Source organism: Mesorhizobium sp. W050 (assembly GCF_054719535.1).
Window position 1 is genome coordinate 3441577 of sequence record NZ_JBTTIH010000001.1, and the last position, 24340, is coordinate 3465916.

Annotated in this window: 26 protein-coding genes and 2 pseudogenes; 14 read left to right on the forward strand and 14 right to left on the reverse strand. The window is 60.7% G+C overall.

What is annotated here, in order from left to right; genetic code table 11:
• Positions 1–7: 7 nt before the first annotated feature.
• A complete protein-coding gene (locus ACYG9Y_RS16815; RefSeq protein ID WP_023684748.1) occupies positions 8–841 on the reverse strand; it encodes a hypothetical protein in 834 nt (277 codons plus the stop codon).
• A 111-nt stretch (positions 842–952) separates the two neighbouring features.
• Between ACYG9Y_RS16815 and ACYG9Y_RS16820 the strand changes: the two genes are divergently transcribed.
• Positions 953–1921, forward strand: a complete 969-nt coding sequence (locus ACYG9Y_RS16820) for a LysR substrate-binding domain-containing protein (RefSeq protein ID WP_023735479.1) — start codon at positions 953–955, stop codon at positions 1919–1921.
• Between the two features lie 240 nt (positions 1922–2161).
• On the opposite strand, the gene ACYG9Y_RS16825 is transcribed toward ACYG9Y_RS16820, so the two are convergent.
• Positions 2162–2314, reverse strand: a complete 153-nt coding sequence (locus tag ACYG9Y_RS16825; RefSeq protein WP_023693936.1) for a hypothetical protein — start codon at positions 2312–2314, stop codon at positions 2162–2164.
• A gap of 136 nt (positions 2315–2450) precedes the next feature.
• Here ACYG9Y_RS16825 and ACYG9Y_RS16830 point away from each other — a divergent pair, with 136 nt between their 5' ends.
• The 4 genes and pseudogenes from ACYG9Y_RS16830 (at position 2451) to ACYG9Y_RS16845 (ending at position 5209) form a co-directional block, all read left to right on the forward strand.
• Positions 2451–2618 (forward strand): hypothetical protein, encoded by a 168-nt coding sequence (locus ACYG9Y_RS16830; RefSeq protein WP_023670264.1) that lies wholly within the window; start codon positions 2451–2453, stop codon positions 2616–2618.
• Between the two features lie 50 nt (positions 2619–2668).
• A pseudogene (locus ACYG9Y_RS16835) lies at positions 2669–3497 on the forward strand (ATP-dependent helicase); the annotation flags it as partial.
• An 81-nt stretch (positions 3498–3578) separates the two neighbouring features.
• A complete protein-coding gene (locus ACYG9Y_RS16840) occupies positions 3579–4748 on the forward strand; it encodes an ATP-dependent helicase (protein ID WP_444849038.1) in 1170 nt (389 codons plus the stop codon).
• 158 nt (positions 4749–4906) lie between these two features.
• Positions 4907–5209: a DUF982 domain-containing protein gene (locus ACYG9Y_RS16845; RefSeq protein ID WP_023738644.1), complete on the forward strand. Its 303-nt coding sequence runs from the start codon at positions 4907–4909 to the stop codon at positions 5207–5209.
• 34 nt (positions 5210–5243) lie between these two features.
• On the opposite strand, the gene ACYG9Y_RS16850 is transcribed toward ACYG9Y_RS16845, so the two are convergent.
• Positions 5244–5420 carry a hypothetical protein gene (locus ACYG9Y_RS16850; protein WP_023738643.1) on the reverse strand — a complete coding sequence of 59 codons (177 nt, stop codon included), beginning with the start codon at positions 5418–5420 and terminating at the stop codon, positions 5244–5246.
• 769 nt (positions 5421–6189) lie between these two features.
• On the opposite strand from ACYG9Y_RS16850, the gene ACYG9Y_RS16855 reads away from it, so the two are divergent.
• The 5 genes from ACYG9Y_RS16855 (at position 6190) to ACYG9Y_RS16875 (ending at position 11579) form a co-directional block, all read left to right on the forward strand.
• On the forward strand, positions 6190–7398 hold the full coding sequence (locus ACYG9Y_RS16855) for a methyltransferase domain-containing protein (RefSeq protein ID WP_155924227.1): 1209 nt from the start codon (positions 6190–6192) through the stop codon (positions 7396–7398).
• A 104-nt stretch (positions 7399–7502) separates the two neighbouring features.
• Entirely contained in the window at positions 7503–8753 is a 1251-nt protein-coding gene (locus ACYG9Y_RS16860) for a class I SAM-dependent methyltransferase (RefSeq protein WP_023749404.1), read from the forward strand.
• A 37-nt stretch (positions 8754–8790) separates the two neighbouring features.
• Positions 8791–9786, forward strand: a complete 996-nt coding sequence (locus ACYG9Y_RS16865; protein ID WP_023738638.1) for a glycosyltransferase family 2 protein — start codon at positions 8791–8793, stop codon at positions 9784–9786.
• A 169-nt stretch (positions 9787–9955) separates the two neighbouring features.
• Positions 9956–10630 carry a class I SAM-dependent methyltransferase gene (locus ACYG9Y_RS16870; RefSeq protein ID WP_023738637.1) on the forward strand — a complete coding sequence of 225 codons (675 nt, stop codon included), beginning with the start codon at positions 9956–9958 and terminating at the stop codon, positions 10628–10630.
• Positions 10614–11579: a class I SAM-dependent methyltransferase gene (locus ACYG9Y_RS16875; RefSeq protein WP_023738636.1), complete on the forward strand. Its 966-nt coding sequence runs from the start codon at positions 10614–10616 to the stop codon at positions 11577–11579. Before ACYG9Y_RS16870 ends, ACYG9Y_RS16875 begins: the two co-directional genes overlap by 17 nt.
• Positions 11580–11606: 27 nt before the next feature.
• On the opposite strand, the gene ACYG9Y_RS16880 is transcribed toward ACYG9Y_RS16875, so the two are convergent.
• The 3 genes from ACYG9Y_RS16880 to ACYG9Y_RS16890 all read right to left on the reverse strand — a co-directional run bounded on the left by ACYG9Y_RS16880 (position 11607) and on the right by ACYG9Y_RS16890 (position 14286).
• Positions 11607–12392, reverse strand: coding sequence for a GGDEF domain-containing protein (locus ACYG9Y_RS16880; protein WP_023738635.1), 786 nt, complete (start codon positions 12390–12392; stop codon positions 11607–11609).
• Between the two features lie 277 nt (positions 12393–12669).
• Positions 12670–13287, reverse strand: coding sequence for a hypothetical protein (locus ACYG9Y_RS16885; protein WP_023738634.1), 618 nt, complete (start codon positions 13285–13287; stop codon positions 12670–12672).
• A gap of 486 nt (positions 13288–13773) precedes the next feature.
• Positions 13774–14286 (reverse strand): DinB family protein, encoded by a 513-nt coding sequence (locus tag ACYG9Y_RS16890; protein WP_023738632.1) that lies wholly within the window; start codon positions 14284–14286, stop codon positions 13774–13776.
• A gap of 256 nt (positions 14287–14542) precedes the next feature.
• Here ACYG9Y_RS16890 and bluB point away from each other — a divergent pair.
• Positions 14543–15177 (forward strand): annotated as a pseudogene (gene bluB / locus ACYG9Y_RS16895) (5,6-dimethylbenzimidazole synthase).
• A 9-nt stretch (positions 15178–15186) separates the two neighbouring features.
• Here the strand turns inward: bluB and ACYG9Y_RS16900 are convergent.
• A complete protein-coding gene (locus ACYG9Y_RS16900; protein ID WP_023738631.1) occupies positions 15187–15411 on the reverse strand; it encodes a hypothetical protein in 225 nt (74 codons plus the stop codon).
• A 238-nt stretch (positions 15412–15649) separates the two neighbouring features.
• Here ACYG9Y_RS16900 and ndk point away from each other — a divergent pair, with 238 nt between their 5' ends.
• A complete protein-coding gene (gene ndk, locus ACYG9Y_RS16905; RefSeq protein WP_023673443.1) occupies positions 15650–16072 on the forward strand; it encodes a nucleoside-diphosphate kinase in 423 nt (140 codons plus the stop codon).
• A gap of 65 nt (positions 16073–16137) precedes the next feature.
• Here the strand turns inward: ndk and ACYG9Y_RS16910 are convergent, their stop codons facing one another.
• The 6 genes from ACYG9Y_RS16910 to ACYG9Y_RS16935 all read right to left on the reverse strand — a co-directional run bounded on the left by ACYG9Y_RS16910 (position 16138) and on the right by ACYG9Y_RS16935 (position 21314).
• A complete protein-coding gene (locus ACYG9Y_RS16910) occupies positions 16138–16905 on the reverse strand; it encodes a YbaY family lipoprotein (protein ID WP_023738630.1) in 768 nt (255 codons plus the stop codon).
• Positions 16906–16974: 69 nt separating this feature from the next.
• The gene (locus ACYG9Y_RS16915) at positions 16975–17448 is read right to left on the reverse strand and encodes a molybdenum cofactor biosynthesis protein MoaE (protein ID WP_023738629.1); all 474 of its coding nucleotides are present in this window, start codon (positions 17446–17448) and stop codon (positions 16975–16977) included.
• Between the two features lie 4 nt (positions 17449–17452).
• Positions 17453–17710, reverse strand: a complete 258-nt coding sequence (moaD, locus tag ACYG9Y_RS16920) for a molybdopterin converting factor subunit 1 (protein ID WP_023738628.1) — start codon at positions 17708–17710, stop codon at positions 17453–17455.
• A gap of 1 nt (position 17711) precedes the next feature.
• Positions 17712–18308 carry a CDP-diacylglycerol--glycerol-3-phosphate 3-phosphatidyltransferase gene (gene pgsA / locus ACYG9Y_RS16925; RefSeq protein ID WP_023738627.1) on the reverse strand — a complete coding sequence of 199 codons (597 nt, stop codon included), beginning with the start codon at positions 18306–18308 and terminating at the stop codon, positions 17712–17714.
• A 169-nt stretch (positions 18309–18477) separates the two neighbouring features.
• Positions 18478–20553, reverse strand: coding sequence for an excinuclease ABC subunit UvrC (gene uvrC / locus ACYG9Y_RS16930; RefSeq protein ID WP_023738626.1), 2076 nt, complete (start codon positions 20551–20553; stop codon positions 18478–18480).
• The gene (locus ACYG9Y_RS16935; RefSeq protein ID WP_023738625.1) at positions 20550–21314 is read right to left on the reverse strand and encodes an SDR family oxidoreductase; all 765 of its coding nucleotides are present in this window, start codon (positions 21312–21314) and stop codon (positions 20550–20552) included. The genes uvrC and ACYG9Y_RS16935 overlap by 4 nt, the downstream gene beginning before the upstream one ends.
• 411 nt (positions 21315–21725) lie before the next feature.
• On the opposite strand from ACYG9Y_RS16935, the gene ACYG9Y_RS16940 reads away from it, so the two are divergent.
• A complete protein-coding gene (locus ACYG9Y_RS16940; protein WP_023673452.1) occupies positions 21726–22376 on the forward strand; it encodes an outer membrane protein in 651 nt (216 codons plus the stop codon).
• A gap of 63 nt (positions 22377–22439) precedes the next feature.
• On the opposite strand, the gene ACYG9Y_RS16945 is transcribed toward ACYG9Y_RS16940, so the two are convergent.
• Positions 22440–23036, reverse strand: coding sequence for a glutathione S-transferase family protein (locus ACYG9Y_RS16945; protein ID WP_023689091.1), 597 nt, complete (start codon positions 23034–23036; stop codon positions 22440–22442).
• Here ACYG9Y_RS16945 and ACYG9Y_RS16950 point away from each other — a divergent pair.
• Complete coding sequence (locus ACYG9Y_RS16950; RefSeq protein WP_198018625.1) at positions 23035–23799, forward strand: hypothetical protein; 765 nt, start codon at positions 23035–23037, stop codon at positions 23797–23799. The genes ACYG9Y_RS16945 and ACYG9Y_RS16950 overlap by 2 nt on opposite strands.
• Positions 23800–24340: the final 541 nt, after the last annotated feature.

Below are 24340 nucleotides of genomic sequence, written 5' to 3' on the forward strand. Positions count from 1 at the left end.
GCTCTGGCTACCATGATTCCCTTGATCCGCCCGGGACCGGCGCATCGGTCGCCGCCGCAACCGGACGCTCTTCCTCGAAGCGGCGATAGGCCGGCAGCTGGTTCGTCCAGACGTCTTCGGCCAGTTCGTTGACCCATTCGCGATCGTGATCATTGTCGGCTGCGAGATAGAACATGCGATTGTCGTCGACGTAGGGCTTGGCCACAGAGCGCTGGTTGAGGACCAGCGTGACGCGTGAGCCGAGCTGGATCGGCGCGGTGCGGTGCAGCACACCGAGAAACTGACCGAGTGTGGCGTAGTTCATCTTGTGGTCGATGCGCATGACCTGGTTGCGCGGAATCTCGCGGCCGGATTCAAGGATGGCGCGGCCGGTCTCGGAATCGTCGCAGTAGATTTCGAGATGGCCGCCGACCAGCGGATTGCTGATCGACAGCGGAATGAGTTCGGTGACCGGGACACCGTCGCAATGCCAATCGACGGCGCCGTCCTTGGGATTCATGAAAGTGACGGTCGAGCCGACGATCGACAGCGGATAGGGCTCGAGCTTGGTGCCCATCATGTCGGACAGACGTTCCAGGCGCAGCTTGTCATGCAGCAGTTCCTTGATCTCCGGGATGAAACGGTCGGCGCCGGTGATGAAGGTCAGATCGAGGTGCTTGTGCACGGCGTGGCTGGCCTTGAGCTTCAACGCCGCCTCTTCGATCGCCGCCAGCAGCGCCGGGTCGTAGCCATGCAGATACTGCGCAACGCCGAAACCCGACACTTTCCAGGCCGTCTCATGACCGATAATGGCTTCTCGGCTCATCGCGTAGCGCAGTTCAGGTATGGTATGGGCGTTCATTCTACTTCTCCAGTATGGGGGCATCACTTGGTAAACTGTCGATTAATTTCCCCACCCCTGTAAAATTAGGAATGCTGGTGCTAGTGTAAGCCCAGCTTAAGGTCGAAACGCGTGCGTCTGCTCAGTCAGGTCAACCTCAATTCGCTGAAGATTGTCGAAAGTGCCGCCCGGCACCGTAACTTCACGCGCGCCGGCGAAGAGCAGTTTATTACTGCTTCCGCCGTCAGCCAGCGCGTCAAAAGCCTCGAGGAACAGCTGCGCTTCAAGATCTTCCAGCGCGGCGGCAATGCGGTGTCGCTGACGCCCGAGGGCGAGACCTATGTGTCGCGCGTTCGCGAGGCGCTGGAGCGCATCGTGGCGGCCAGCATGGAGGCGACCGGACAGTCGCAGGCACATGTGCTGAAGATTTCGGTGCTGCCGACGTTCGCGGCGCGCTGGCTGTTTGCCCGCCTGCCGCTGTTCCAGCGGCAATATCCCGAAATCGAAATGCGGGTTTCGACCTCCTACGCCGCCAATGAGTTCGCCACCTCCGAGTTCGACCTCGAGATCCGCTATGGCGACGGCAGCTTTCCCGACCTCAAAGCGGACCTGCTGTTCAAGGAGGATTTGACGCCGGTGTGCAGCAGGAAGCTGTTCCACGAAGTTCTCGGCGACAGGCCGCCGTCAAAGGTGACGCCGGACGACCTCAGGCATTTCACGCTGCTGCATTCCGACACCTGCACGCAGAACTGGCAGTCGTGGCTGGGTTTTGCCGGCGCGAGTTCCGTGCTCGGCGAGACCAAGAGCATCTATTTCGATTCCTGCATGATGTCCTATGAGGCGGCCAATGCCGGCATGGGCTTTGCAGTCGCCAACCGCGCCTATATGGCGAGCGAGATCCGCGCAGAGAGACTGGTGGCGCCGTTTGCCGTGCATCACCCCAACACCGCCGGCTGGTATTTCGTCTGCCCGGTCACCGCGCCCTACACGCGCAAGGTGGAACTGTTCAAGCAGTGGATAATGGCCGAGGCGGCGCTGACGCAGTGCCAGCTGGACGCCGGGATTGCCGGCGGCCCGGTGCTGCGCAAGGCCATTGCCTGAGGTCGGATTCTTTCCGCGGCCTTGCGGGATTTGCGGCCGTTTCTGCTGGTTTTGCGCAGACGGCACGAGCAGAACCGGCACGAAAACTGCCACCTCATGACGCAGGCGAGAGACTCAGCTATCTTCGGTTGTTGCGGCGGACCTGATATCCGCCTGGCCGGCGCTATCAGCTCACCTCCCAAGCGGCGCCGGCCTTCTTCTCCCGAAGGCTACCTCAGCCTTATCGTCCCGCTAAAACGATCATTGCGCCGGCTGATCGCCGCTGGCCGCCGGCTTTGGCGCCGAATCCGTCTGCGGGGTTTGGTCGAGCACCGGGGCTTTGGTTGGCTGGATGTCACCGTCGCAGGCGGCGAGCGCCAAGCTGGCGGCCAACAGAATCAGAAGCCTCTTCATGGCGACCTCCTAGGTCTGCCCTCTCCTTCATAAGGCAACGAGGTGGTTCGGCTTTGGTTGCACGCTCGCAAACGACGCCGCGTCGGCTGGAACCAAACGGCGGCTCTGAGGTTGGTTGCCCAAAGGAGATCGCGCCATGATCCGTCTGCTCATTACCGGCCTTTTCGCTTACGCGACCTATCGCATCGCCAAGGAGATCATCAAGGACGTGCCCGACAATTTCGATCCGTTGCCGGTGCCTGGCGACGAACGCGCCACATTGCGGCGCCAGTCGGCGGCGACGGGTGTCGCGCCACGGCGATAGGGGCGACTTCGGCCCGTTGCGAACAAAGCGGAAACGATGCTTGATAGGCGATGACCATCGCCATCAATGATTCGTCCTTGCAGCCCGCCTATCTGGCGAAGCTCAACGCCGAGCAGCGGCTCGCCGTCGAACATGGCGACGGCCAGATCGCCGGGCCGCTGCTGGTGATCGCCGGCGCCGGCTCCGGCAAGACCAACACGCTCGCCCACCGGGTCGCGCATCTAATCGTCAAGGGCGCTGATCCCAGACGCATTCTGCTTATGACATTCGCGCCGCGCCGCCACCGAAATGGCCAGGCGGGTCGAACGCATCGCCGGCGAGGTGCTGGGCCGAGACGCGTCCGTCATCGCCGACGCGCTGGCCTGGGCCGGTACGTTTCACGGCATCGGCGCCAGGCTGCTGCGCGACTATGCGCTGACGATCGGCCTCGACCCGGCCTTTACCATTCACGACCGCGAGGATTCCGCCGACCTGATGAATCTTGCCCGGCATGAACTTGGATTCTCGAAGACCGAAAGCCGTTTTCCGACCAAGGGCACCTGCCTGGCGATCTATTCGCGCGCCGTCAACGCGCAGGCGCCGCTTGGCGAGGTGCTGGGTTCGGCCTTTCCGTGGTGTGCCGGCTGGGCCGAACAACTGAAGGCGCTGTTCGCCGGATATGTCGAGGCCAAGCAGGCGCAGAACGTGCTCGATTACGACGACCTCCTGCTCTACTGGGCGCAGATGGCCGCCGAGCCGGAGATCGCGGCGCATCTGGGCTCGCGCTTCGACCATGTGCTGGTCGACGAATACCAGGACACCAACCGGCTGCAGGCCTCGATCCTTTCGGCGCTGAAGCCGGACGGCGCCGGACTGACAGTGGTGGGCGACGACGCGCAGTCGATCTATTCGTTTCGCGCCGCGGAAGTGCGCAACATCCTCGATTTCCCGCAACAATTCGCGCGAGCCGCCGATGTCATTATGCTGGAGCGCAACTACCGCTCGACCGAGACTATTTTGGCGGCAGCCAATGCGGTCATCTCGGAGGCGTCGGAGCGCTTCACCAAGAACCTCTGGTCGGAGCGCAAATCCTCGCAAAGGCCGAAACTGGTCAGCGTGCGCGACGAGGCCGAGCAGGCGAACTATGTCTGCCAGGCCATCCTGGCCGAGCGCGAGGCCGGCACGGTGCTGAAATCGCAGGCGGTGCTGTTTCGCGCCTCGCACCACAGCGGCCCGCTGGAGATCGAACTGACGCGCCGCAACATCCCCTTCGTCAAGTTCGGCGGGCTCAAATTCCTCGACGCCGCCCATGTCAAGGACGTGCTTTCGGTGCTGCGTTTTGCCGAGAACCCGCGCGACCGCGTCGCCGGCTTCCGCGTGCTGCAGCTCCTGCCCGGCATCGGCCCTTCGGCGGCGAGCACCATCGTCGAGACCATGGCGACATCGCTCGACGAGGAAATGGGGCTGGCCCGCTACCGGCCGCCGCAACGCGCGGCTGAGGACTGGCCAGCCTTCGTTGCGCTTTATTCCGGCCTGCGCGCCCGGTCGGGGAAATGGCCGGCCGATCTCGAACAGGTCAGGCTGTGGTACGAGCCGCATCTCGAGCGCATCCACGATGATGCAACGACGCGGCGGGCCGACCTCATGCAGCTCGAGCAGATCGGTTCCGGCTATGCTTCGCGCGAGCGCTTCCTGACCGAGCTGACGCTGGATCCACCGGATGCGACCAGCGACCAGGCCGGGCCGCCGCACCGCGACGAGGACTATCTGATCCTGTCGACCATCCATTCGGCCAAGGGCCAGGAATGGAAGAACGTCTTCGTGCTCAACACCGTCGATGGCTGCATCCCGGCCGATCTCGGCGTCGGCACCAAGGAAGACATCGAGGAGGAGCGCCGGCTGCTTTACGTCGCGATGACGCGGGCCAAGGACGGCCTGCATCTGGTGACGCCGCAGCGCTTCTTCACTCACGGCCAGGCAGCGCGCGGCGACCGCCACGTCTATGCCTCGCGAACCCGTTTCATCCCAGCCTCGATCCTCGGCGCCTTCGAGCAGACGTCGTGGGCGAGCGTCCACGCCAAGGACGATCCGCGCCACAGACCTGAAGTCCGCGTCGACCTCGGCGCCCGCATGCGCGGCATGTGGAAATAGCCGCAACCGCGAATGCCGGCAGGGAGCGACCTCAAGAGCAAATCGTCCTGTCATGGCATCTCTCAGGGAACCTCGGGCCGCCAGCCGCGTTTTCTGGCGTCCAACCCGCGATCGGAGGGCGGCGGCCGCCGCCCTTCCGCCCATCCAGAGAGGCCAGAATGCACGACGCGATGTTCTTCACCCCGGTTGCCGTTAGCGTTGGCGCCGGCCACAAACGCATGCTCGCCTCGCTGTTCGAGATGCATGATTTCCTGACCGAATTTCCGCCGTCACGCCGGCGCCTGAGCTATGGCGCGGCCGTGAGGGCTTGCGAGGCGGCGCGCGCCGGAGAAATCTCGACCGAGGCCGCACGCGATGCCCTGATCACCTTTGCAGTCACGGCAGGCATCCTCTGGCCCGCGGTCCAGCCGACCGTCTCGGTCAAGCCGGTCGCACACGGTTATGGCGGCTACGCCGTCTGAGACGGCCGGGACCAGGCCTGCCCAGCAAAAAAGATCACTCGGACTTGCCGGCAGACGTCGGCGAGGCCTCTGCCAGCCTTGCCGGCGGGGCGGTCTGTTCGGTGTTGCCGACAAAGAGTTGATCGCCGACAAAGGGATAGGCAAGCTGCCGATGATAGAGCGAGGGAACCGGGTCATCGGAGCCGTATTTCTGCGGCATCCTGTCGGGCATGAACAATGTGCCTCCCAGCATGTCGAGCAAAGGGCAGCTGCCCGGCGAAATTCTTGTCCCAGGCTTCGCGCTCATTGGCATGATGCCAGTGATGAAATCGCGGTGACGCCAGCAGCCATTTCAACGGCCCGACCCTGATACGCGTGTCGAATGGATGAACAGCGACTGCCACTGATAGACCAATGTGAAGATCAGTATGGCGGGGGTCGAAAATCGAGCGCGAAGACCGGCAGGAACGACGCCGATTTGGTCAGGATCTGGTCGACAGGATGGACGCGGTGCGCTGCCAGCCAATCCATCTCCTATGACCGGCACCGCCTTGAGGCACCCTGCCCTCGTTGGGCCGAAGATCAGCTCGCCAAGATTAATGCTAAGAGATGAACGGATTGCTGACGGCGGCTGACGGCTGCTTATCGCCAGAAAAATCGAGATTTCGTTTGTATAACGATATTCTCCACCGCTTTCGTGTAACATCGTGGTTATCGCGAAGTCGTTCTCAGAAGCGATAGTTTTACCTGCGCCACGGAAACAAATATGTTGGCCGCCGCTGCACCAAAACTTGGGCGCAATTTTCAATTTTTGCTTTACGAAAACTCGCACCCCACGTAGATCAATTCTTGATGTACATAACTCTCAGAGCATATTGTGCGATCAAGCTTTGATGGCTAACGTGCCTTGGTGAACCGGGAGGACGATCAAGCGACCTGTGCGCTGAACACGTTATTTAGCAGAAACCAACAACTATATCAGCATAGGAATGGGTGGGGCGTTGCAGAATACACAAGGTATATTGACGTACCGACTAGGCAGCCTTTTGAATAGAGCCAATCTTGGCTCTCTGTTCACAGCAGCCGGTCGACCCGGTTTTCGACAGCTTTTTGCTTTTCGAAAACAGCCTGACCTCGACACGACAAATTCGCTGAGTTTTGCGGCACCTCCTCCCGAAGCGCCACCTTCCGAAGCACCGCCTCCCGAAGAATCTTCTGCGGAGCCACCGCATGCCGAAGCACCGCATGCCGAAAAATTTGTCCATTTGATCGACAATCTGTGGTGCGATACGTATGGCGTGTTCGTAAAAGGCTGGGCCCATGCTTGGGACGTCCCGATCACGGCGATGCGGCTGAAGAGCGGGGATTTTCGGGTAGAGGTTTCGGACTTCCACGACCGATCAGACTTGGCGACCTTCTTCCCATCACTGCATTCAATGAAATGCGGCTTCTCGGCCTACTTGGCCTGCAGTCCCTTCCGGCCGGTGGTTTTGGAAATTGAGACCGTCGATGGCTCGGCGGAATTCGAAATCTCCGCACTTTCGGCCAATCATCCTGTCAATACTGTCCTTCCCGAGCCGATGTTCACGCAACGGCGCTTTGCCGATGAGATGAAGAGGACCGGTGGTGTCGTCGTGGAAATCGGTGCGCGTGTCGTGGGGCCGTCATCTTCGCTACAGGCAGGGCAGTTCCAGCCCGAGTGCAAGTTCATCGGTGTCGACATTCATGAAGCGCCAGGCGTCGACGTTGTGGCAGACGCACATTTCCTGGGTGAGCATTTCGAGCCCGGCTCAATAGACGGAATATTCTCTTATGCGGTGATGGAGCATCTTAGTTGTCCGTGGCTGCTGGCGGCGCAAATCAACAGGGTGCTGAAGGTCGGAGGCCTGACCCTGCACTCGGTGCCTCAAGCCTTTCCAGTCCATGAAATGCCCAACGATTTCTGGCGGATTTCGAGCGAAGGCTTGAAAGTCCTGTTCGCACCCGAGATGGGCTTCGAGATCCTCGAAGTCGGAATGACGACGCCGGTCAAAATGTATGTGCACCCGGCGTTCCGGGAAGGTCCCATGCTCGAATTTGCGCTCCACGATGGAATGGCGGCGTCCTATGTCCTGGCGCGCAAGACTTTCGATCTTCCGGATGGTGCGGTTTCCTGGCCGCTCCAGCGCAGCGATTCCATGGACCACAGCAAAGCCTATCCGAAGCACTGATCACAACGATGCCAGAGAGGGGATTCATAAACTTCGACTGCCCACCGGCCCCGGCGGAATTCGTTTGCCCAGCGTGTGGTGGCGCCAATGCCAAGGCAAAAGTTTTGAGCGCCGGCACGATGTCGCTCTACCGATGCGATCAATGTGCGTCGCTGATTTATCACCCGTTCCCATCAATCGACTATACGGAACACACCAACCCGTTGGGTATCCGCAACTACGTTGAAATGAACGCCTCCATCGACACTGTCGCGCGGAACATTCTCAGGGTCGTTCCAGAAGGTCGAGTCGGCAGAGTCGTCGATATCGGTTGCGGTTTCGGCTTTGCCCTGGATGCCGTTCGCACCATCGCCGGCTGGGAGGCCAAGGGCTTCGAGCCTTCACAGTATGGTGGCGCGGGGCGGGATCAACTCGGCCTCGATATCGTCCGCGATTTTGCGCCGCTGAACGCCAATCCACAATATCTGTACGATGTGGTGCATTGCTCGGAGGTAATCGAGCACATTCACGATGTGACCGGCTTTCTGGCAATCCTTAAATCGTATTTGGCCGAGGATGGGGTGATTGTCCTGACCACGCCCAATCCCGAGCGGATCAATCCTGCCACTGAACAATCCACCCTTCTGGCTCTGCTGTCACCTGGAGCTCACACGATCCTCTTTAGCGCTGAAGCGCTGACACGGCTGTTCGATGAAGCGGGATTGCCATTCGTATCCGTCGACAAAAGCGCAGACAGCACCTTGTTCTATGCATCGCGCAAACCGATCGAATTCCAACCCACCGAAAGTTGGCAGAGTAAGATCCTTTGGTATCTGGAGAATGCGGTTTCGCGCGCCACTCCTGGTTCTTCGTTGGCAATCGGCTTGCGCTATCGCCTTTTTCGCGGGGCCATCGATCACGGCAAGTACGAACTGGCGGAAAAGAGCTTCGCTTCAATTCTTGCTGATGCGCGGCCCAGACTGGATGACATAAACACGTTGGCGGAGTTTGCCGACCGGTGGCCGCTTTGCATAGCGGCTTCGACCTACTATCGCGGAATGCTGCTGCTCATCCACAAGGGCGACTACCTGCACGCGGCCGAGCATCTCTGTGCGGCACATCTGCTGTGCCGGAAAAAGCTGTCAATCGATTCCTCGGTAGCGGGCGTCGAAGCCGATTTAATCTGGCGGGCGAAGTATCACGAAGCGCTTTCGTTAAAATATGCAGGCCAGAACCGTCGTGCTCTCTCTGTTCTTCGGGCATTGGAAGAGAATGATTTATCGGTGAAAGTACCGCCAAACCTCATTCCGGATGTCGAAAACCTTAGGATCGATCTTACAAGCTTACTTCCTCGATATGAAACCCTAAATGCTTGAGTTATTCGGTTCTTGGCCACCGTGAAGGTTTTATTAGATGAAACGATCGATCGTTGCCTGCATACCGCTCTACAATGGTCGAAATTTCATTGGAGCGTCGCTGAAAAGCGTGCTCGAGCAAACTCGTCCGCCAGATGAGGTAATCATTGTCGACGATGGTTCCACCGACGGTGGTGCTGAAGTCGCTCGCGAAGTTGCCCGGGGCGACAACCGGGTATGTGTCCTGACGAAAGAGAACGGCGGTCAATCGTCGGCCCGCAATATGGGCGTCCGCAACTCCAAAAGCGACCTGATCGCTTTTCTTGACCAAGACGACTGGTGGTACCCAAAGCATCTCGAGACTTTGGAAGCTGCGGCAGGGCCTGAGCCTCAGGTAGGTCCATTCGGATGGGTCTACAGTGACCTTGACGAATACGATCGGGATGGAAATTTAGTGGTTCGGCAGATGCTCAAGCGACTTGGTTCAGAACATCCGAAACGGACGATCTTCAACTGCCTGTCCCAGAACATGTATGTCCTCCCGTCTGCCTCCCTCATCTCTCGCGAAGCGTTCGAGGCGGTAGGTGGATTTGACGAGCGGCTTTCCGGCTACGAGGACGACGATCTTTTTCTGCGGCTGTTCAGGGCGGGCTACACCAACAGGTTTCTGAGAGAGGCCTTGTCCGCGTGGCGCATTCATGGTGACTCCGCGTCATACAGCGCAAGAATGGCCAGGTCGGCTCTAATCTACGCAGACAAACTTCTGGTGGCATTTCCTGACGATGTTCCCTTGCGACGCTACTACGCCAGAGACCTGATAACGCCGCGTTTCTTTCGCAGTGCGGCTGGCACCTACCGGATTGCAGGCCAGTGCGGAAGCGCTGAACTGCTGATGCCGGCACTTGCGCTTATCGACAGGATCACGCCGACAATGAGGATCAGGCGATGGCTGATCATGCGGGCGATACGGCCTTTCCTCGGCAGCCACTTGGTTGCGAAACTGGCATCTTTGGAATTTACACGTAGCTTTGTAAGCCGGGTTCTCGCAATTTAGCGGCGTCTGGCAATAGCCTGTCCGACTATGCAAGTTGGCTTCGGCGCATTCCCTACGCGACGGCCAGCAAGTAATTGCTCCCCACTCCCGGTCTCCAGTCTGGCTGCGTTGTCGCGCCGGGCATGGCAGCGCGGCTCTCGCGAGATATTGGTATTGGGGTCGATTTCAGATGCTGGGAGACGGATTTCTACACAGATACTTTCTCAATAATGGAGGAAAGCGGCTTCATAAGTGGTTCCATTATTTCGATATCTACGAGCGCCATTTCGAACGCTTCAGAAACAGAGCGCCAACGATTCTCGAGATAGGCGTGTCCGGAGGCGGCTCCCTTCAGATGTGGAAGGCTTACTTCGGCCACGGCGCTCGCGTAATTGGCATCGATATCGATCCGATCTGCAAAGCGCATGACGAAGTCGGCATAGAGATATTCACTGGCAGCCAAGACGATCCGGCGCTGATCAACCAGATCATCGACAGATATGATGCCTTCGACATCATCATCGATGACGGAAGTCATATCATGCGACACGTAATGAAGAGCTTTGAGCTGCTGTATGACAAGGTCGACCCTCATGGCGTTTACCTCGTCGAGGATCTTCATACTGCGTATTGGGATGAGTATGAGGGCGGCCTGAAGCGAGCCGGGACTTTCATGGAGTTCGTCAAGGACAAGCTTGATGAGATAAACGCGGCACACGCAAGAGGCGCGATCCCCGTCTCTACCTTCACCCGATCGACAGCCTGTATCGCCGTCTACGACAGCGTGGTCGTGTTCGAAAAACGGCCGCAAGGCACCCGCCAAACCTCCATAACGACAGGAATGGGATATGCTGAACAGGAATGAGTTGCTGTTTTCATTATTCGATCCGAGCGGCTTCGGCCTGGAAATCGGACCAAGCTACAATCCTCTTTTGCCAAAGCGCCGTGGCTACAATGTCGAAATCGTCGACCATGCCGACGCCGCCAGCCTGCGCGAGAAATATCGCGACGATGCATCAAAGATCGAAGAGGTCGACTATGTCTCGGACGGCCGCACTCTGCTCGAGACCATCGGCTATGAGCAACGATACGATTTCATCTTTGCCTCGCATGTGATCGAACATGTCACCGACATCGTTCGTTTCCTCCAAGACTGCGAAACACTGCTGAAACCCGGGGGACGGCTTGTGCTGGCCGTACCAGACAAGCGCTTTTGCTTCGATGCGCTACGGCCGCTGTCCACTGTCGGTCAGACGCTGCAGGCCCATGCGGAAAAGCGCAAACGCCACACGCCGGGAATTCTGTTTGACCAGGTTTCGTATGTTTGCACCAAGGCCAAACAGACCGTCTGGCTCGAGCCGACCTTTGACGATGTCGCCTTCCTGCAAAGCGACGAAGAGGCAAAAAGCATGTTCGAAGCCGTTCAGGTAGACACGGCCTATTACGATGCTCACGCGTGGCAGTTCACGCCGGCCTCGTTCCGATTTCTGATCAAGAAACTTCGTTCGCTCGGATACATCAAGTCGGGGGAACTTGCGTTTCACAAGAATGAACCGGGTCAGTTACACCTGCATGAGTTTTATATCAGTCTCTCGAAGAACGCCCCTGTCCTGCATGATTCCGATGTCGATCTGCTCAAGGAGGCGGAGCGGGAGCTGCGCGAAGTTGCCGTAAGCCGGGATGAGCTAAGCTTGCAGATCGCGGCCGCACACCAACAAATCCAGAGTCTCATTGCAACGAACCAGGCCCTGCTGAAATCGACATCCTGGAAGATAACCGCCCCGCTACGCTATGTCAGATCGGTGTTCCTGTAACACCACGCACGCCATGCAGGCTCACCCTCAATGCAACGTCGGATCACCGGCCAGCAGGGCGCGCGGCCCGGTCGTTTCGAAACTGACCTGGTCGCGGCCGTTGGACTTGGCCTTGTAGAGGTGCCGGTCGGCCGTCAGGAACATGTCGGCATAGGTGGTCGGTCCGCTGAAGGCGACGCCACCGATGCTCACCGAGAGCGGACAGGGCCGTCCACCCGGAGCAAACTCGACCTCGCGGATGCGCCGCCGGATCCCCTCAGCAACCAGCCAGGACTGCGACGGGTCGGCGCCAGGCAGGAAGATGGCGAACTCCTCGCCGCCGATGCGTCCAACGATGTCGGCGCCGCGCAGCTGAGCCTTGATCGTCTGCGCGATCAGCTTGAGCGCTTGATCGCCGCAATCGTGGCCCAATCGATCGTTGATAGTCTTGAAATGATCGGCGTCGACGATCAGCAGGGCGCCGGCATCGACGACGGCCTGGCTGCGCGCCTGTTCGAGATAGGCCTCGACCAGCATCGAAAACGCGCCGCGGTTGAACACCGCGGTCAGGCTGTCGGTTGCCGCGACGATGCTCAGATTCTTCTGGGCGATCGCCAGCTGGCGCATCTTGTACATAAGGAAAGAGAAGAACGACCCACCCAGCACGAGCGGCAGCAACAGGTCGGTGAGCTGCGCCCAGCGCAATGCTTCGGGCGACAGCGACGGAAAATTGTAGGAATCGACAAGGAAGGCCGCCGCGATGCAGATCGCCGTGCCGACAACCGTGACTGCTATGACCCTGCCCCAGCTCGTGGGCGACAGATCGACCCGCATGCCAATTTCTCCCACTGTGTTCGCTATTTTGCAGCGGGAACACAAATGAAACCCTAAACCCTTGCCTTCAATTCTAATGTGGTTAACGGTTAATCGAAAGTGTGACCGATTGCCGTGAAGATGCCGGCGGTCACAAAAAGCCCGCCACTTGCGCGGCGGGCTTTCCGACTGGCCGGAGGCTTCTCGTCAGCGCATGTCCCTCGGGAAGTCTGGGCCATGCGGTAGGAGAGTGCCGTAAAGCCTCACGGCTGGTTCGACACTCCCGGCGAAACCTGTCTCAGCGACGCGAGATCATAAGGCATAGCTGCCGCAGATCGCTGTCGTAGGTGCCCTCACTGGCGAGCACATCGACGCAGCGCTTCTTCATACGTGTCAGCTGGCTGTTCGACATGCTGGCGACGACACCGGGTGTCCCAGGTGTGCCTGGTGTTCCAGGAGTTCCTGGAGTGCCGGGCGTACCCGGCGTACCGGGCGTGCCCGGCGTTCCGCCAATGCCGACGCCGACGCCGACGTTGATGCCGCTGCCGACGTTGACGCCGACACCGGCCTTGATACCTCCGCTGCCGCCGACCGTGGCCCCAACACCGGCCTTGATGCCACCGGCTCCGCCGACCGTCGCGCCAGCGCCGGCCTTGATGCCGCTGCTACCGCCGACTGAGGCGCCGAGGCCCGCAGTAACGCCGCTATTGCCGCCGACCGTTGCGCCAGCACCCGCCTTGATACCGCCGCTGCCGCCGATCGAAGCGCCAACACCTGCATTGATGCCGCCAGCACCGCCGATAGATGCGCCGACACCGACGCCAATTCCGCCTCCTGCATTCGCGGGAGCGGCAAAAATAACGATAATTGCACCCGCCGCCAGTGTTCTAGCGATTTTCTGAGTGATATTAACCATGACACTCTCCTTGTTGCCGTTCTGCTTTGTGCATTGCAACATGCCAGCAAACCAAAGCAGACATATGCTTATGCACTCACAGCTACGCACGAGTCTTCCTTATAGTTTCTTTATTTTTTTCGACATAGGCCGTTGTAGTTCTCAATCAGTGTACTCGGTTTCTAAAAAAAAATATGTTTTTGCTTCAATATTTAAACTTTGTTGAATTTATTAAATAGAAACTCTACTGAAAAATGGAGCAGGTTGTAGCGGCCGGCCGAGCAAGGGGCGGCGCCAAAGGGCGGCACAAGCCACCGGGCAGCGTCGTGCAAACCACGGGCTTCAAAAACCCGGCTTGGGATTCAGGCTGGAGGTTGAGGCTTTGGCGCTGTCCGTCGCGTCCAGAGGCGTTTCACTGGTATCGGCGGCCAGGTCGCAGACGGATGGCACAAAGGCACCGAGGGATGTCGCCTCCGGCGTCTTCAAACGCAAACTGCGGTCAAGAAATCAGGCGTAGGCGCGGCCTTCGTCGGTGCGCTGGAAAAAGGCCAGATCGAGCGACACGGAAGGCCGGCCGAGAATGGTCAGGATGGTATGCGCCTGGCCGCGGTGATGGGTCTGGTGGTTGAAGACGTGTCCCAGCGCCGGCGCCAGCCGCTGCGAGACGGTGCGCATGTCGGAAACGGTCATGTAGGAGAAGCGGCCTGACAAAGCCTTTTCGGTCAAACCGCCGACCCAGTCGACGATCCGCCTGTCCTCGGCCTCACGCGCCAGCCTGAGGCCAAGCAGCGCCCGGTGCAGGATGGCGTCGAGCTTCGTCGGCGCGTCACCCTCGCCGGTGAAGCGTTTCATCCAGATGCGGTCGGTGGCCAGCAGATGGTTGAGCGTGCCCATCATCGAGCCGAAAAATGCGCCGACATCGCGGTTGAACTCTTCTTCGTCAAGTGCGGCGACGGCATCGTAGATGCGGCCATTGGCCCATTGATTGTAGGCCGCGAACATCATGAAATGCTGTTTCATCTTTTTTCCCGCCGACGAGTTCCGCTTCAGCCGCAGACGCCTAATTAGACCGCGAGGACGCAGCCGCCAATGACCATTCTGTTCTATGAACTCGTCGGACACGACGCGACCCGTCCGTTCAGCCGGCATTGCTGGAAGGAGGCGGCGGCAGCAGCTTAGGGAATAGGCAGTAGGCATTAGGGTCTGAGCGCTGTACTGCCTACTGCCTACTGCCTACTGCCGACTGCCTATTCCCCACACAAGTCTCCTGATCGCCATGCCACCACCCCCCCATTTCACCGACGATTTTCGCTCCGGGCTGGTCGCGCTGCTGCGCTGGCGCCGGGATGTGCGGCGCTTCGAGCCGACGACTTTGCCCGAGGGTACGCTGGAGCGGCTGCTGGAGCTTGCCTGCATCGCGCCCTCCGTCGGTCTCAGCCAGCCGTGGCGCTTCGTGGTGTCGACAGCGCCGAGCGGCGCACTGCCGTGAGAGGCTCTTTCGAGCGCTGCAATGCCGAAGCTCTTGAATGCTTTTCAGGCGAGCGCGCCGCGCTCTATGCCCGGCTGAAGCTCGCCGGTCTCAATGAAGCGCCCTGCCAGTTCGCGGTTTTCGCCGACCGCACGACGCAACAGGGCCATGGGCTCGGCCGCATGACGATGCCGGCAACCATCGACTATTCGGCCGTCATGGCGGTGCACACGCTGTGGCTGGCGGCGCGGGCGGAAGGCATCGGCATGGGCTGGGTGTCGATCCTCGACGCCGCCGAGATGGCCGCAACCCTCGACACCCCGCCTGAGTGGACGCTGATCGGCTATTTCTGCCTCGGCTATGCCAGCGAGGAGCATGATCTGCCGACACTGGAACGCGAAGGCTGGGAGCAGCGGCGGCAGCCGGTGGTGATCAGGCGGTAAGGCTGCCCATCACTTCGTCTCTTCCTTGGCGATGAGCTTGACGCAGATCGGGTCGCCCTTCGGCATCGGAGTGCACTGCCATTCAGGCCCGAAACCGAAATTCGTATCTGTGCGGCGACCCGAAAAGAGCAGCAGAACAAGGCCCACGGCAGCCAAGATGCCGATAATCCAAAGGCTCCCTTTTATGTCGCCCGGTCTGAGGTGGAGGTAGGGCCAGCGCGTCCCGTCAAACATGGTCCGATGTCTTTCCGTTCCGCTGATTTCCCTTCGAAGCCGTGCGTGCCTGCGCAATCGCCATTTTCCCGCAAAGCCTTGCCTTTGACCAGAGCGTTGCGAACAGCCATGCGGGCGGTCGCGGTCGAATAACGCTGCCGGGGCGCGTCCCCTTGGCAATGGGCCGGGCGGCTTGTATAGAGCCCGCCACTCCACATTCCGATCTCAAGACTTTCCATCTCAAGACAAGGACGACCCCATGGCGCTCGAACGCACCTTTTCCATGATCAAGCCGGACGCGACCCGGCGCAATCTTACCGGCGCCATCACCAGGATGCTGGAAGAGGCCGGCCTGCGCGTCGTCGCCTCACGTCGCGTGTGGATGAGCCGCCGCGAGGCCGAAGGCTTTTACGCCGTCCACAAGGATCGTCCGTTCTTCGGCGAACTGGTGGAATTCATGTCGTCGGCGCCGACCATCGTGCAGGTTCTGGAAGGCGAGAACGCCATCGCCAGGAACCGCGAAGTGATGGGCGCCACCAATCCAGCCAACGCCGCCGAAGGCACCATCCGCAAGGTGCACGCGCTGTCGATCGGCGAGAATTCCGTGCACGGCTCCGACGCGCCGGAAACCGCCGCCCAGGAGATCAAGTACTGGTTCTCGGACACCGAGATCGTCGGCTGAGCCGACCATCAGCTTTGAATCGAAAAGGCCGGCTCATTGCCGGCCTTTTTCGTTGCTGCCCGTGATCAACTCGCTGCGTTGAATCGCAAAATGTCGCGGCCGTCTTTGTCGGCGATGATCAGCTTGCCGCCATCGACACGGTATGACGCCGCCTTGGCGAGCGCCTCCAACAGCGCCTTTTCCTCGGCCATGATCTCCGGCGCGCAGGCCTTGTAGGTCGAGCCGATGTCGCTGATGACGATGGTCTCGCCATCGACCTTGGCGGTGGCGAAATAGGCGTTGCACGGGCCGCTGCCGCCCGCCTTGCCGGCTTCGCTGACCCGGAACGTCGCCTGCGGCTCCGAAATCACGCCGATACCGTCGATATACTCGACCAGCCAGCTCTGGCCGAACAGCGAGGCCGAGGTCGGCTTGTCGCTCGGCGCCACCATTTTCAGCACAATGGCCTGCGGCGCGTCGCTGAGCGGATCGACCTGATAGCGCGAGTCCGTGACGAACAGCAGCTTGTCGTCGGCGGTGATGCGCGCCTGCAGCGCATAGGTCATGTTGGGCCGGATCACCGTTGAATCGAAGCTGATCTCGAACTTGATCGGCACCTGGCCGGCCGGCGCTACCTTGCGCTCGCCGACAATGGCGGCCGGCGCATCGGCCAGCGATACATCGGCAAGTTGAACCGACAGCACGGCGTTGGGCGGCAGCGCGATGCGCTCGCGATACATCACCTCGCCCTTCAGGGTTTTCTCGGCGGCGACGGAAGGCTCGGGAACGGCCAGAACGCCGATAACCAGCGGCACAAAACCGAAGACGAAGAATTCGGCGATCCTGTCCAGCATGCCCTTGCTCCCTTTTTGCCGATGCGATTTGGCCAAGGGAATGCGGTCAATACATGGCTGCGCCGAGATTTATTCGGGCCGCGCCTTCCAGCGCGCCGCAGCCTGCTCGTCGGCGTCCTTGGCCTCGATCCAGCCGCCATCGCTGCCGTCCACGCGGTGCTCCTTCTTCCAGAAAGGCGCACGCGATTTCAGGAAATCCATCAGGAAATTCGCCGCCTCGAACGCCGCCTGCCGGTGCGAGGACGCCGTCACCACCAGCACGATGTTTTCGCCCGGTGCGATCTTGCCGTGGCGGTGGATGACGGTCAGGCCTTGCAACGGCCAGCGCTGAAGCGCCTCGCCCGCGATCCGGCTGATTTCGGCCTCGGCCATGCCTGGATAGTGCTCGAGTTCCAGCGCCGACAGCTGGCCCTGCTCGTCGCGGCAAAGTCCTGAGAAGGACACTACAGCGCCGATGTCGGCGCGACCCTCGGTCAGTTTCGCGATCTCGGCGGCAACGTCGAAATCGTCGCGCTGGATGCGCACCGTCGGCGCGCCGGACATGGTGTCAGCCCCCGGTCATCGGCGGAAACAGCGCGATCTCGCGCGCGCCGGCTATCTTCTCGCGATGCTCGACATGTTCCTGATTGATGGCGACGCGGATTACATCAGGATATTGCAGCGCGTGCCCATATTCCTCGCCGCGCGATTTCAGCCAGCGCAGGAGGTCGGCGACCGTCTCGATGCCCGCGGGCAATTCGACATCCTCTTCCGGCTTGCCGATCCGTTCGCGCACCCAGGCAAAATAAATGAGCCGGGTGGTCATCTCACTCGTCCATGATGTGCTTGAGGCCGGCGCGGAAATAGTCGTAGCCGGTGTATAGCGTGACGAGAGCTGCAATCCACAGCAGCACCAGTCCGGTCCGCGTGGTCAGCGGGAAGATCTTGTCGCCGGCAGGCCCGGCCAGCAGGAAGGCGATGGCGACCATCTGGATGGCGGTCTTCCATTTGGCGAGCTGCGTCACCGGCACCGAGACTTTCAATGCCGCCAGATATTCGCGCAGCCCCGAGACCAGGATTTCGCGGCACAGGATGATGATTGCCGCCCACAGCGACCAGCCTGCGATGCCGGCATGGCGGTCGGTGTCGGCGGCGAGCAGCAGCAGGCAGGTGGCGACCAGCAGTTTGTCGGCGATCGGGTCCAGCATCTTGCCGATGTTGGACGTCTGCTGCCAGGCGCGCGCCAGATAGCCGTCGAGATAGTCGGTGATCGAAGCCAGCAGGAAGATGATCAACGCCGACCAGCGGGCGAAGTCGCTCGATTTCAGATGGCCCTCGAGAAAAAAGCACAGCACGACCAGCGGCACCGCGACGATGCGGGCGTAGGTAAGCATGTTGGGAAGGTTGAACGCGCGCTTGGCCATATCTCAGGGACTCTTTCTGCCTGCGTACTCAAATCAGAACCGGATGTAGGGGGTCAACAGGCGAGATTCGATTGGCCAGACGAAATAGCGTGCGATTGCGGGGATTCGAGTGGCCTCCGAGAAAGGAACGGCTGCTGCCATTTGATCGGGACAGCGGCGTCACCGGCGCTCAGCTCTCATGGAAATGATTGTAGACGAGCTTGGCGACCTGCTCTGAAATACCGTCGACCTTGACCAGATCCTCGACTGCCGCGCGGCTGACCGCCTTGGCAGTGCCGAAGGCCAGCAGCAGCGCGCGCTTGCGACCGGGACCGATGCCGGCGATCTCGTCGAGCGGGCTCTTGACCAATTCCTTCTTGCGTCGCGCGCGGTGCGAACCGATGGCGAAGCGATGGACCTCGTCGCGCAGCCGCTGGACGAAATAGAGCACGGGATCGCGGACGGGCAGCGAAAACGAGTCCCTGCCTTTGACGAAGAAACGCTCGCGGCCGGCATCGCGGTCCTGGCCCTTGGCGATGCCGATGGCCGCCACGCGATCCTCGATGCCGAGGTCGGCGAGGATCTTGCGCACTGCGCTCATCTGGCCCTGGCCGCCATCGATCAGGATGACGTCGGGCCAGGCCGGGAAGCTGCCGGAGATGTCTTCCTCGATGTCGTCGCCTGCTCCACCGGCTGCCGCGTCGTCGGGAACGACATCGCCATGTTCCTTCAGCAGCCGCGAAAAGCGCCGTTCCATCACCTCGCGCATCATGCCGAAATCGTCACCGGGCGTGATCTCGGTCGAGCGGATGTTGAATTTGCGGTACTGGTTCTTCACAAACCCTTCCGGCCCGGCGACGACCATGGCGCCAACGGCGTTGGTGCCCATAATGTGCGAATTGTCATAGACCTCGATGCGCACCGGTGGCTTCGGCAGGCCGAAGGTCTCGGCAAAGCCGGCGAGCAGCCGGCCTTGCGTGGAGGTTTCGGCCAGCCGGCGGCCGAGCGCCTCGCGCGCATTCTGCAGCGCGTTGTCCGTCAAATCCTTCTTCTCGCCGCGCTGCGGCACCGAGATCGACACTTTACGGCCGGCGCGGGTGGACAGCGCTTCGGCCAGCAGTTCCTGATCCTGGACGCCTCGCGACAGCAGAATGTTCCGTGGCGTCGGCTTGTCGTCATAGAACTGCGCCAGGAACGAGCCCAGCACTTCCGCCCCCTCCAGTGCCGGATCGGCCTTGGGGAAATAGGCGCGGTTGCCCCAGTTCTGGCCGGTGCGGAAGAAAAACACCTGGATACAGACCTGGCCGCCCTCCTGATGGATAGCAAAGACATCGGCCTCATCGACCGTGGCCGGGTTGATGCCCTGATGGCTCTGCACATGGGACAGCGCTGCCAGCCGATCACGATAAATGGCGGCGCGCTCGAAATCGAGCTCCTGCGAGGCCTGCTGCATGGCGGCAGAGATTTCGGTCTTCACCTTCTGGCTGCGGCCGGACAGAAAATCCTTCGCCTCGCTGACCAGCTCGGCATAGTCGCCATGCGAGATTTCGCCGGTGCAGGGACCGGCACAGCGCTTGATCTGGTAGAGCAGGCACGGCCGGGTGCGGTTTTCGTAAAAGGAGTTGGTGCAGCTCCTGAGCAGGAATGCGCGCTGCAGCGAATTGATGGTGCGCCCGACCGCGCCGGCCGACGCAAAAGGTCCGAAATAGTCGCCCTTGCGCGAGCGCGCACCGCGATGCTTGTAGATGCCGGGCGAGACGTGATCGCCGGTCAACAGGATGTAAGGGAACGACTTGTCGTCCCGCATCAGCACATTGAAACGCGGCCGCAAGCGCTTGATGAGATTGGCCTCGAGCAGCAGCGCTTCGATTTCGGTGCGGGTGACGACGAACTCCATCGTCGATGTCTCGCGCACCATGCGGCCGATGCGGGCGGTGTGGAACCGGCCTTGCGCGTAGTTGGTCACCCGCTTCTTCAGGCTGCGCGCCTTGCCGACATAAAGCACGTCGCCGGCAGCGTTCATCATGCGGTAGACGCCGGGCGCATTGGGCAGCCGCTTGACCAATGTCTGGATGACCTCGGCGCCGACCATGCCGTCGGCGTCGCCGGCATGCGGCGCCCAGTCTATCGCTGTGAAGGCGACATCGGGCCCGGTGGCCTCGGGCTCGACGATCTCCTCGACCGCTTCATCCTCAAGGTCGATGTCGGGCGGCATATCGTCGGCGGCGCCGGCGCGCGTCTTGTGTTTCTGGTCTGCGGGACTCATTCCACCATGCCTGTCACATCCGGCGTCTGCCATGCAAGATGCTGGCCGCCGTCAAGCGCGATCATCTGGCCGGTCACCGAGCGCGCATCCCAGAGATAGCGAATGGTGGCGCCGAATTCGGCCAATTGCGGGCCGCGCTTCAGAATCAGGCCATCGACCTGCTTCTGGAAATCATCATCTTCCTGGCGCGCATTCTTCAGCGTTGGACCGGGACCGATGGCGTTGACGCGGATGCGCGGACCGAGCGCCTGTGCCAGCATTTCGGTCTGCGTCCACAAGGCCGACTTCGACAGCGCATAAGAGAAATAGCGCGGCGTCGGCCGCCAGACGCGCTGGTCGATGATGTTGACGATCAGCCCCTCCTGCCCTGGCGGCAAGGCGCGGGCGAAGTTTTGCGCCAACAGCGCCGGCGTCTTCACATGGATGGCGAAGTGAAGGTCCCATGCCGCCCAGTCGAAGTCCTCGACGCTATCGTCGACGAACAGCGACGCATTGTTGACAAGTAGCGTGACCGGGCCGAGCGCTGCCGCGGCGCGGCCGACGAGATCGCCAACCGCATCCATGTCGGTCAGATCGGCGGCTACCACGCCGGCGCGGGCGCCTCCGTCCCTGATGCTCGCAGCCAGCGCGTCGGCCTCGGCGGTCGAGCGGTTGGCGTGGATGGCGACGGCAAAACCGTGCGCGGCCAGATCCTCGACGATCGCCTTGCCGATCCGCTTCCCCCCGCCCGTCACCAGCGCCGTTCCGGCGGCTTCGATCATCTGTCAATCCTCAATCTGCGCCTCAATTCGGCTAGCGGCACATTGTGACGCGTCCAGGGGTTAAATGCCGTTTCCACCTGGGGCAGGAATGTGGCGAAACGGCTTTTTCGCCGCCGGCACCGCCCCGGATTCGGGTCGGCAGGACCGCAATATAGGACGCTGAACCCGTTGCACCAAGCCGAGTGCAGTGCAGCATCGCCTGCGTACTGACATTTCGCTGTTGCGAAGATGCAACGTCAAGCTTCGGCCTCATTCGTGCCGGGGAATGACCCATTTTCAGGTTCGCTGCCGCCGCATTTTGACACGACATTCGGAACCGTTGAGTGCCAGATCCGTTTCACCCCCCGGACGGGTTGATGGCGCTCAGGACAAACCAGCCTACGTGTCTTGTGGCTTAAGGAGTAAACAACAATGCAAACCAATCTCAAATTCGCGCCGCTCGCGGTTGCGCTCGGGCTCTTCGCCCTCAGCGGTACCGCTTTTGCTGCCGATGTCGTCTCGGAAGAGCCCCCGGCGCCGGCCCCGATTGCCGAGCTCCCCGTCGCTTCCTGGGCCGGCCCGTATGCCGGTCTCAGCGCCGGCTACGGCTTCAGCGGTCATGCCAAAGTCCAGGACGGCGGCCCCGACATCAAGACCAAGGGCTTTGTCGGCGGCGTTTTCGGCGGCTACCAGTGGCAGCAGGAAAACTTCGTGTACGGTGCTGAAGCCGATCTCGGCTACAATGGCGTCAAGGGTGACAGCGGCGGCGTCAATTCCAAGGGCGGCTTCGAAGGCTCGCTGCGCGCCCGTCTGGGTTACGCCGTGACCCCGGAAATCCTGCTCTACGGCACCGGCGGCGGCGCCCTGAAGAACCAGAAGGTCTCGGTCCCCGGCGACAGCGACAGCAACACCATGCTCGGCTGGACGGCCGGCGTCGGCACCGACATCAAGATCACCGACAATGTGTTCGGCCGTGTCGAGTACCGCTACACCGACTTCGGTTCCAAGAGCTTCGACAGTGTCGGCACCAAGGTCAAAGAGAGCGACAACCGCGTCACCTTCGGCGTCGGTATGAAGTTCTAACTGTCGTTCAAGCCACGACACGAGAAAGCCGGGCCTCGCGCCCGGCTTTTTTTGTTTCGCCCGTCAAGCCGGCACAGCCACCTTCAGCCCCGGAAACTTCTCATCGAAACGCGCTGCCCAGCGGGTCAGGCGACCGCGGCCCTTTTCCCATTTGCCGGCGAAGCGCAGAGAGAGGTAGCCGAGGCAGGCACGCAACGCCAGCTGGCCAAGCGTGATCTTCTTCGGCAGCTTCGGCGGATTGGCGTTGAGGAAATCGAGTGCGGCGGTGATCTTGGTCCACTGGCGATCGAGCCAGGGTTGATAGACCATCTCCTCCGGACGCGTGCGCCGCTCATAGACCATCGACAGCGCGCAGTCGCATATGCCGTCGGCCAGCGCCTCCAGCACTTCGGCCTCGAGGCGCTTGTCGGCATTGCGCGGCAACAACAGGCTCTTCGAAGCGCGGTTGAGATGCTGAGTGATCGCGCGGCTGTCATGGATCGAGCGGCCGTCGTCGAGCACCAGCACCGGAATCTTGCCGAGAGGATTGGCTGACATCAGTTCAGCAGGCTTGTCCTCGGTCTTGACCGGCACGAGCTCGACGGCAATGCCGGCATGGAGTGCTGCCATGCGCACCTTGGAACTGTAGGGGGATGAGGACGCGTAGAGCAGCTTCGGCATGATCGGTTCCCTGTTTTCGGACGGCCAGTGCATGTCGCTCAAAAATGCGATTCCGGTCTTGAGAACGACGCGCGTAAAACAAAGGTCTAGAGCGTGTCGCCTGAACCCCATCGAATGCGACCGCCTTAGTGTTGGCCGATCTTCCCTGAGGGAGCAACTGCCAGAAGGGCAAAACCAGGCGGCCAATCCGCCGACAATGAAATCGCCATGCATGTCTCACAGAAGTGGCGTCAATTTCGAGAGAACGACATGCATCAAACAAGACCTAAATCACAACAAAAAAGCTCCCGGGAATCTGCCAGTCGGCAAAGTTCCCGGGAGCTTTGAGATGGACCGCTGTTACTTCTTCTTGGCGGCTGGCTTTTTGGCCGGTGCAGCCTTCTTCACAGCGGCCGTCGACTTGGCGGCGGCGGCCTTCATCGGAGCCTTGGCGGCGGGTTTTGCCGCTGCCTTGGCTGCCGGCTTCTTGGCGGCGGGCTTGGCTGCTGCCTTCGCAGCAGGCTTCGCCACAGCCTTGGCGGCCGGCTTCTTGGCGGCGGGTTTCGCTGCTGCCTTGGCGGCGGGTTTTGCTACTGCCTTAGCTGCCGGCTTTGCCGCTGCCTTGGCAGCCGGCTTTGCCGCTGCCTTCGGTGCTGCCTTCTTTACTGCTGCAGGTTTCGCGGCTGCTTTCGGTGCCGCTTTCTTTGCCGGCGCTTTCGCCGCCGGCGCCTTCGTCGTGGTCTTTGCCATGCGATGCCCCTTGCGTTTGTGCCGATGGCCGTGAGTGACCCGGCGAGCTAATGCATATCTGACTCGTGCGTATCTAGCCAGCGAAGCATTACATAGAATTTTGCAGATTAAGTTTCGGTTACGCTGAGAGCATGGTCGCAATGATCGGCACAGAAATCGGCAAAGAATCTTCCCGCTTCGCAGCGAACTATTGCGAGAGAAATCTCTGATATCGCGACTCACACGATCTTCTCGTCAAGCTCACATTCTCTTGCAACGCCGTCGATCTCACGCGGTCATCGGCGGCCTATCGGATGGCAACAATCATCGCACCGCAGAGGCTGATCTTGCTTCATCCCCACGGTTGCAGGAACAGCACTAAACTAAACGCGAGCTTTTTACTCGTATATCGAAAGTGGTTGGATGGAAGCCAGGAAAGACAGCACTTGAAGGGACAGCCTGTTGTGTCGGACGTTTCCCAGACGAGAAGGGAGATCGCCAGCTTCGGCGCAAGAGATGCCTAACGGAAATGGGAAACGAAGATCGGGGAATCCTCCTTCCCAGGAAGCCGCGATCCCTTGGAAGCCAAGGGGTGC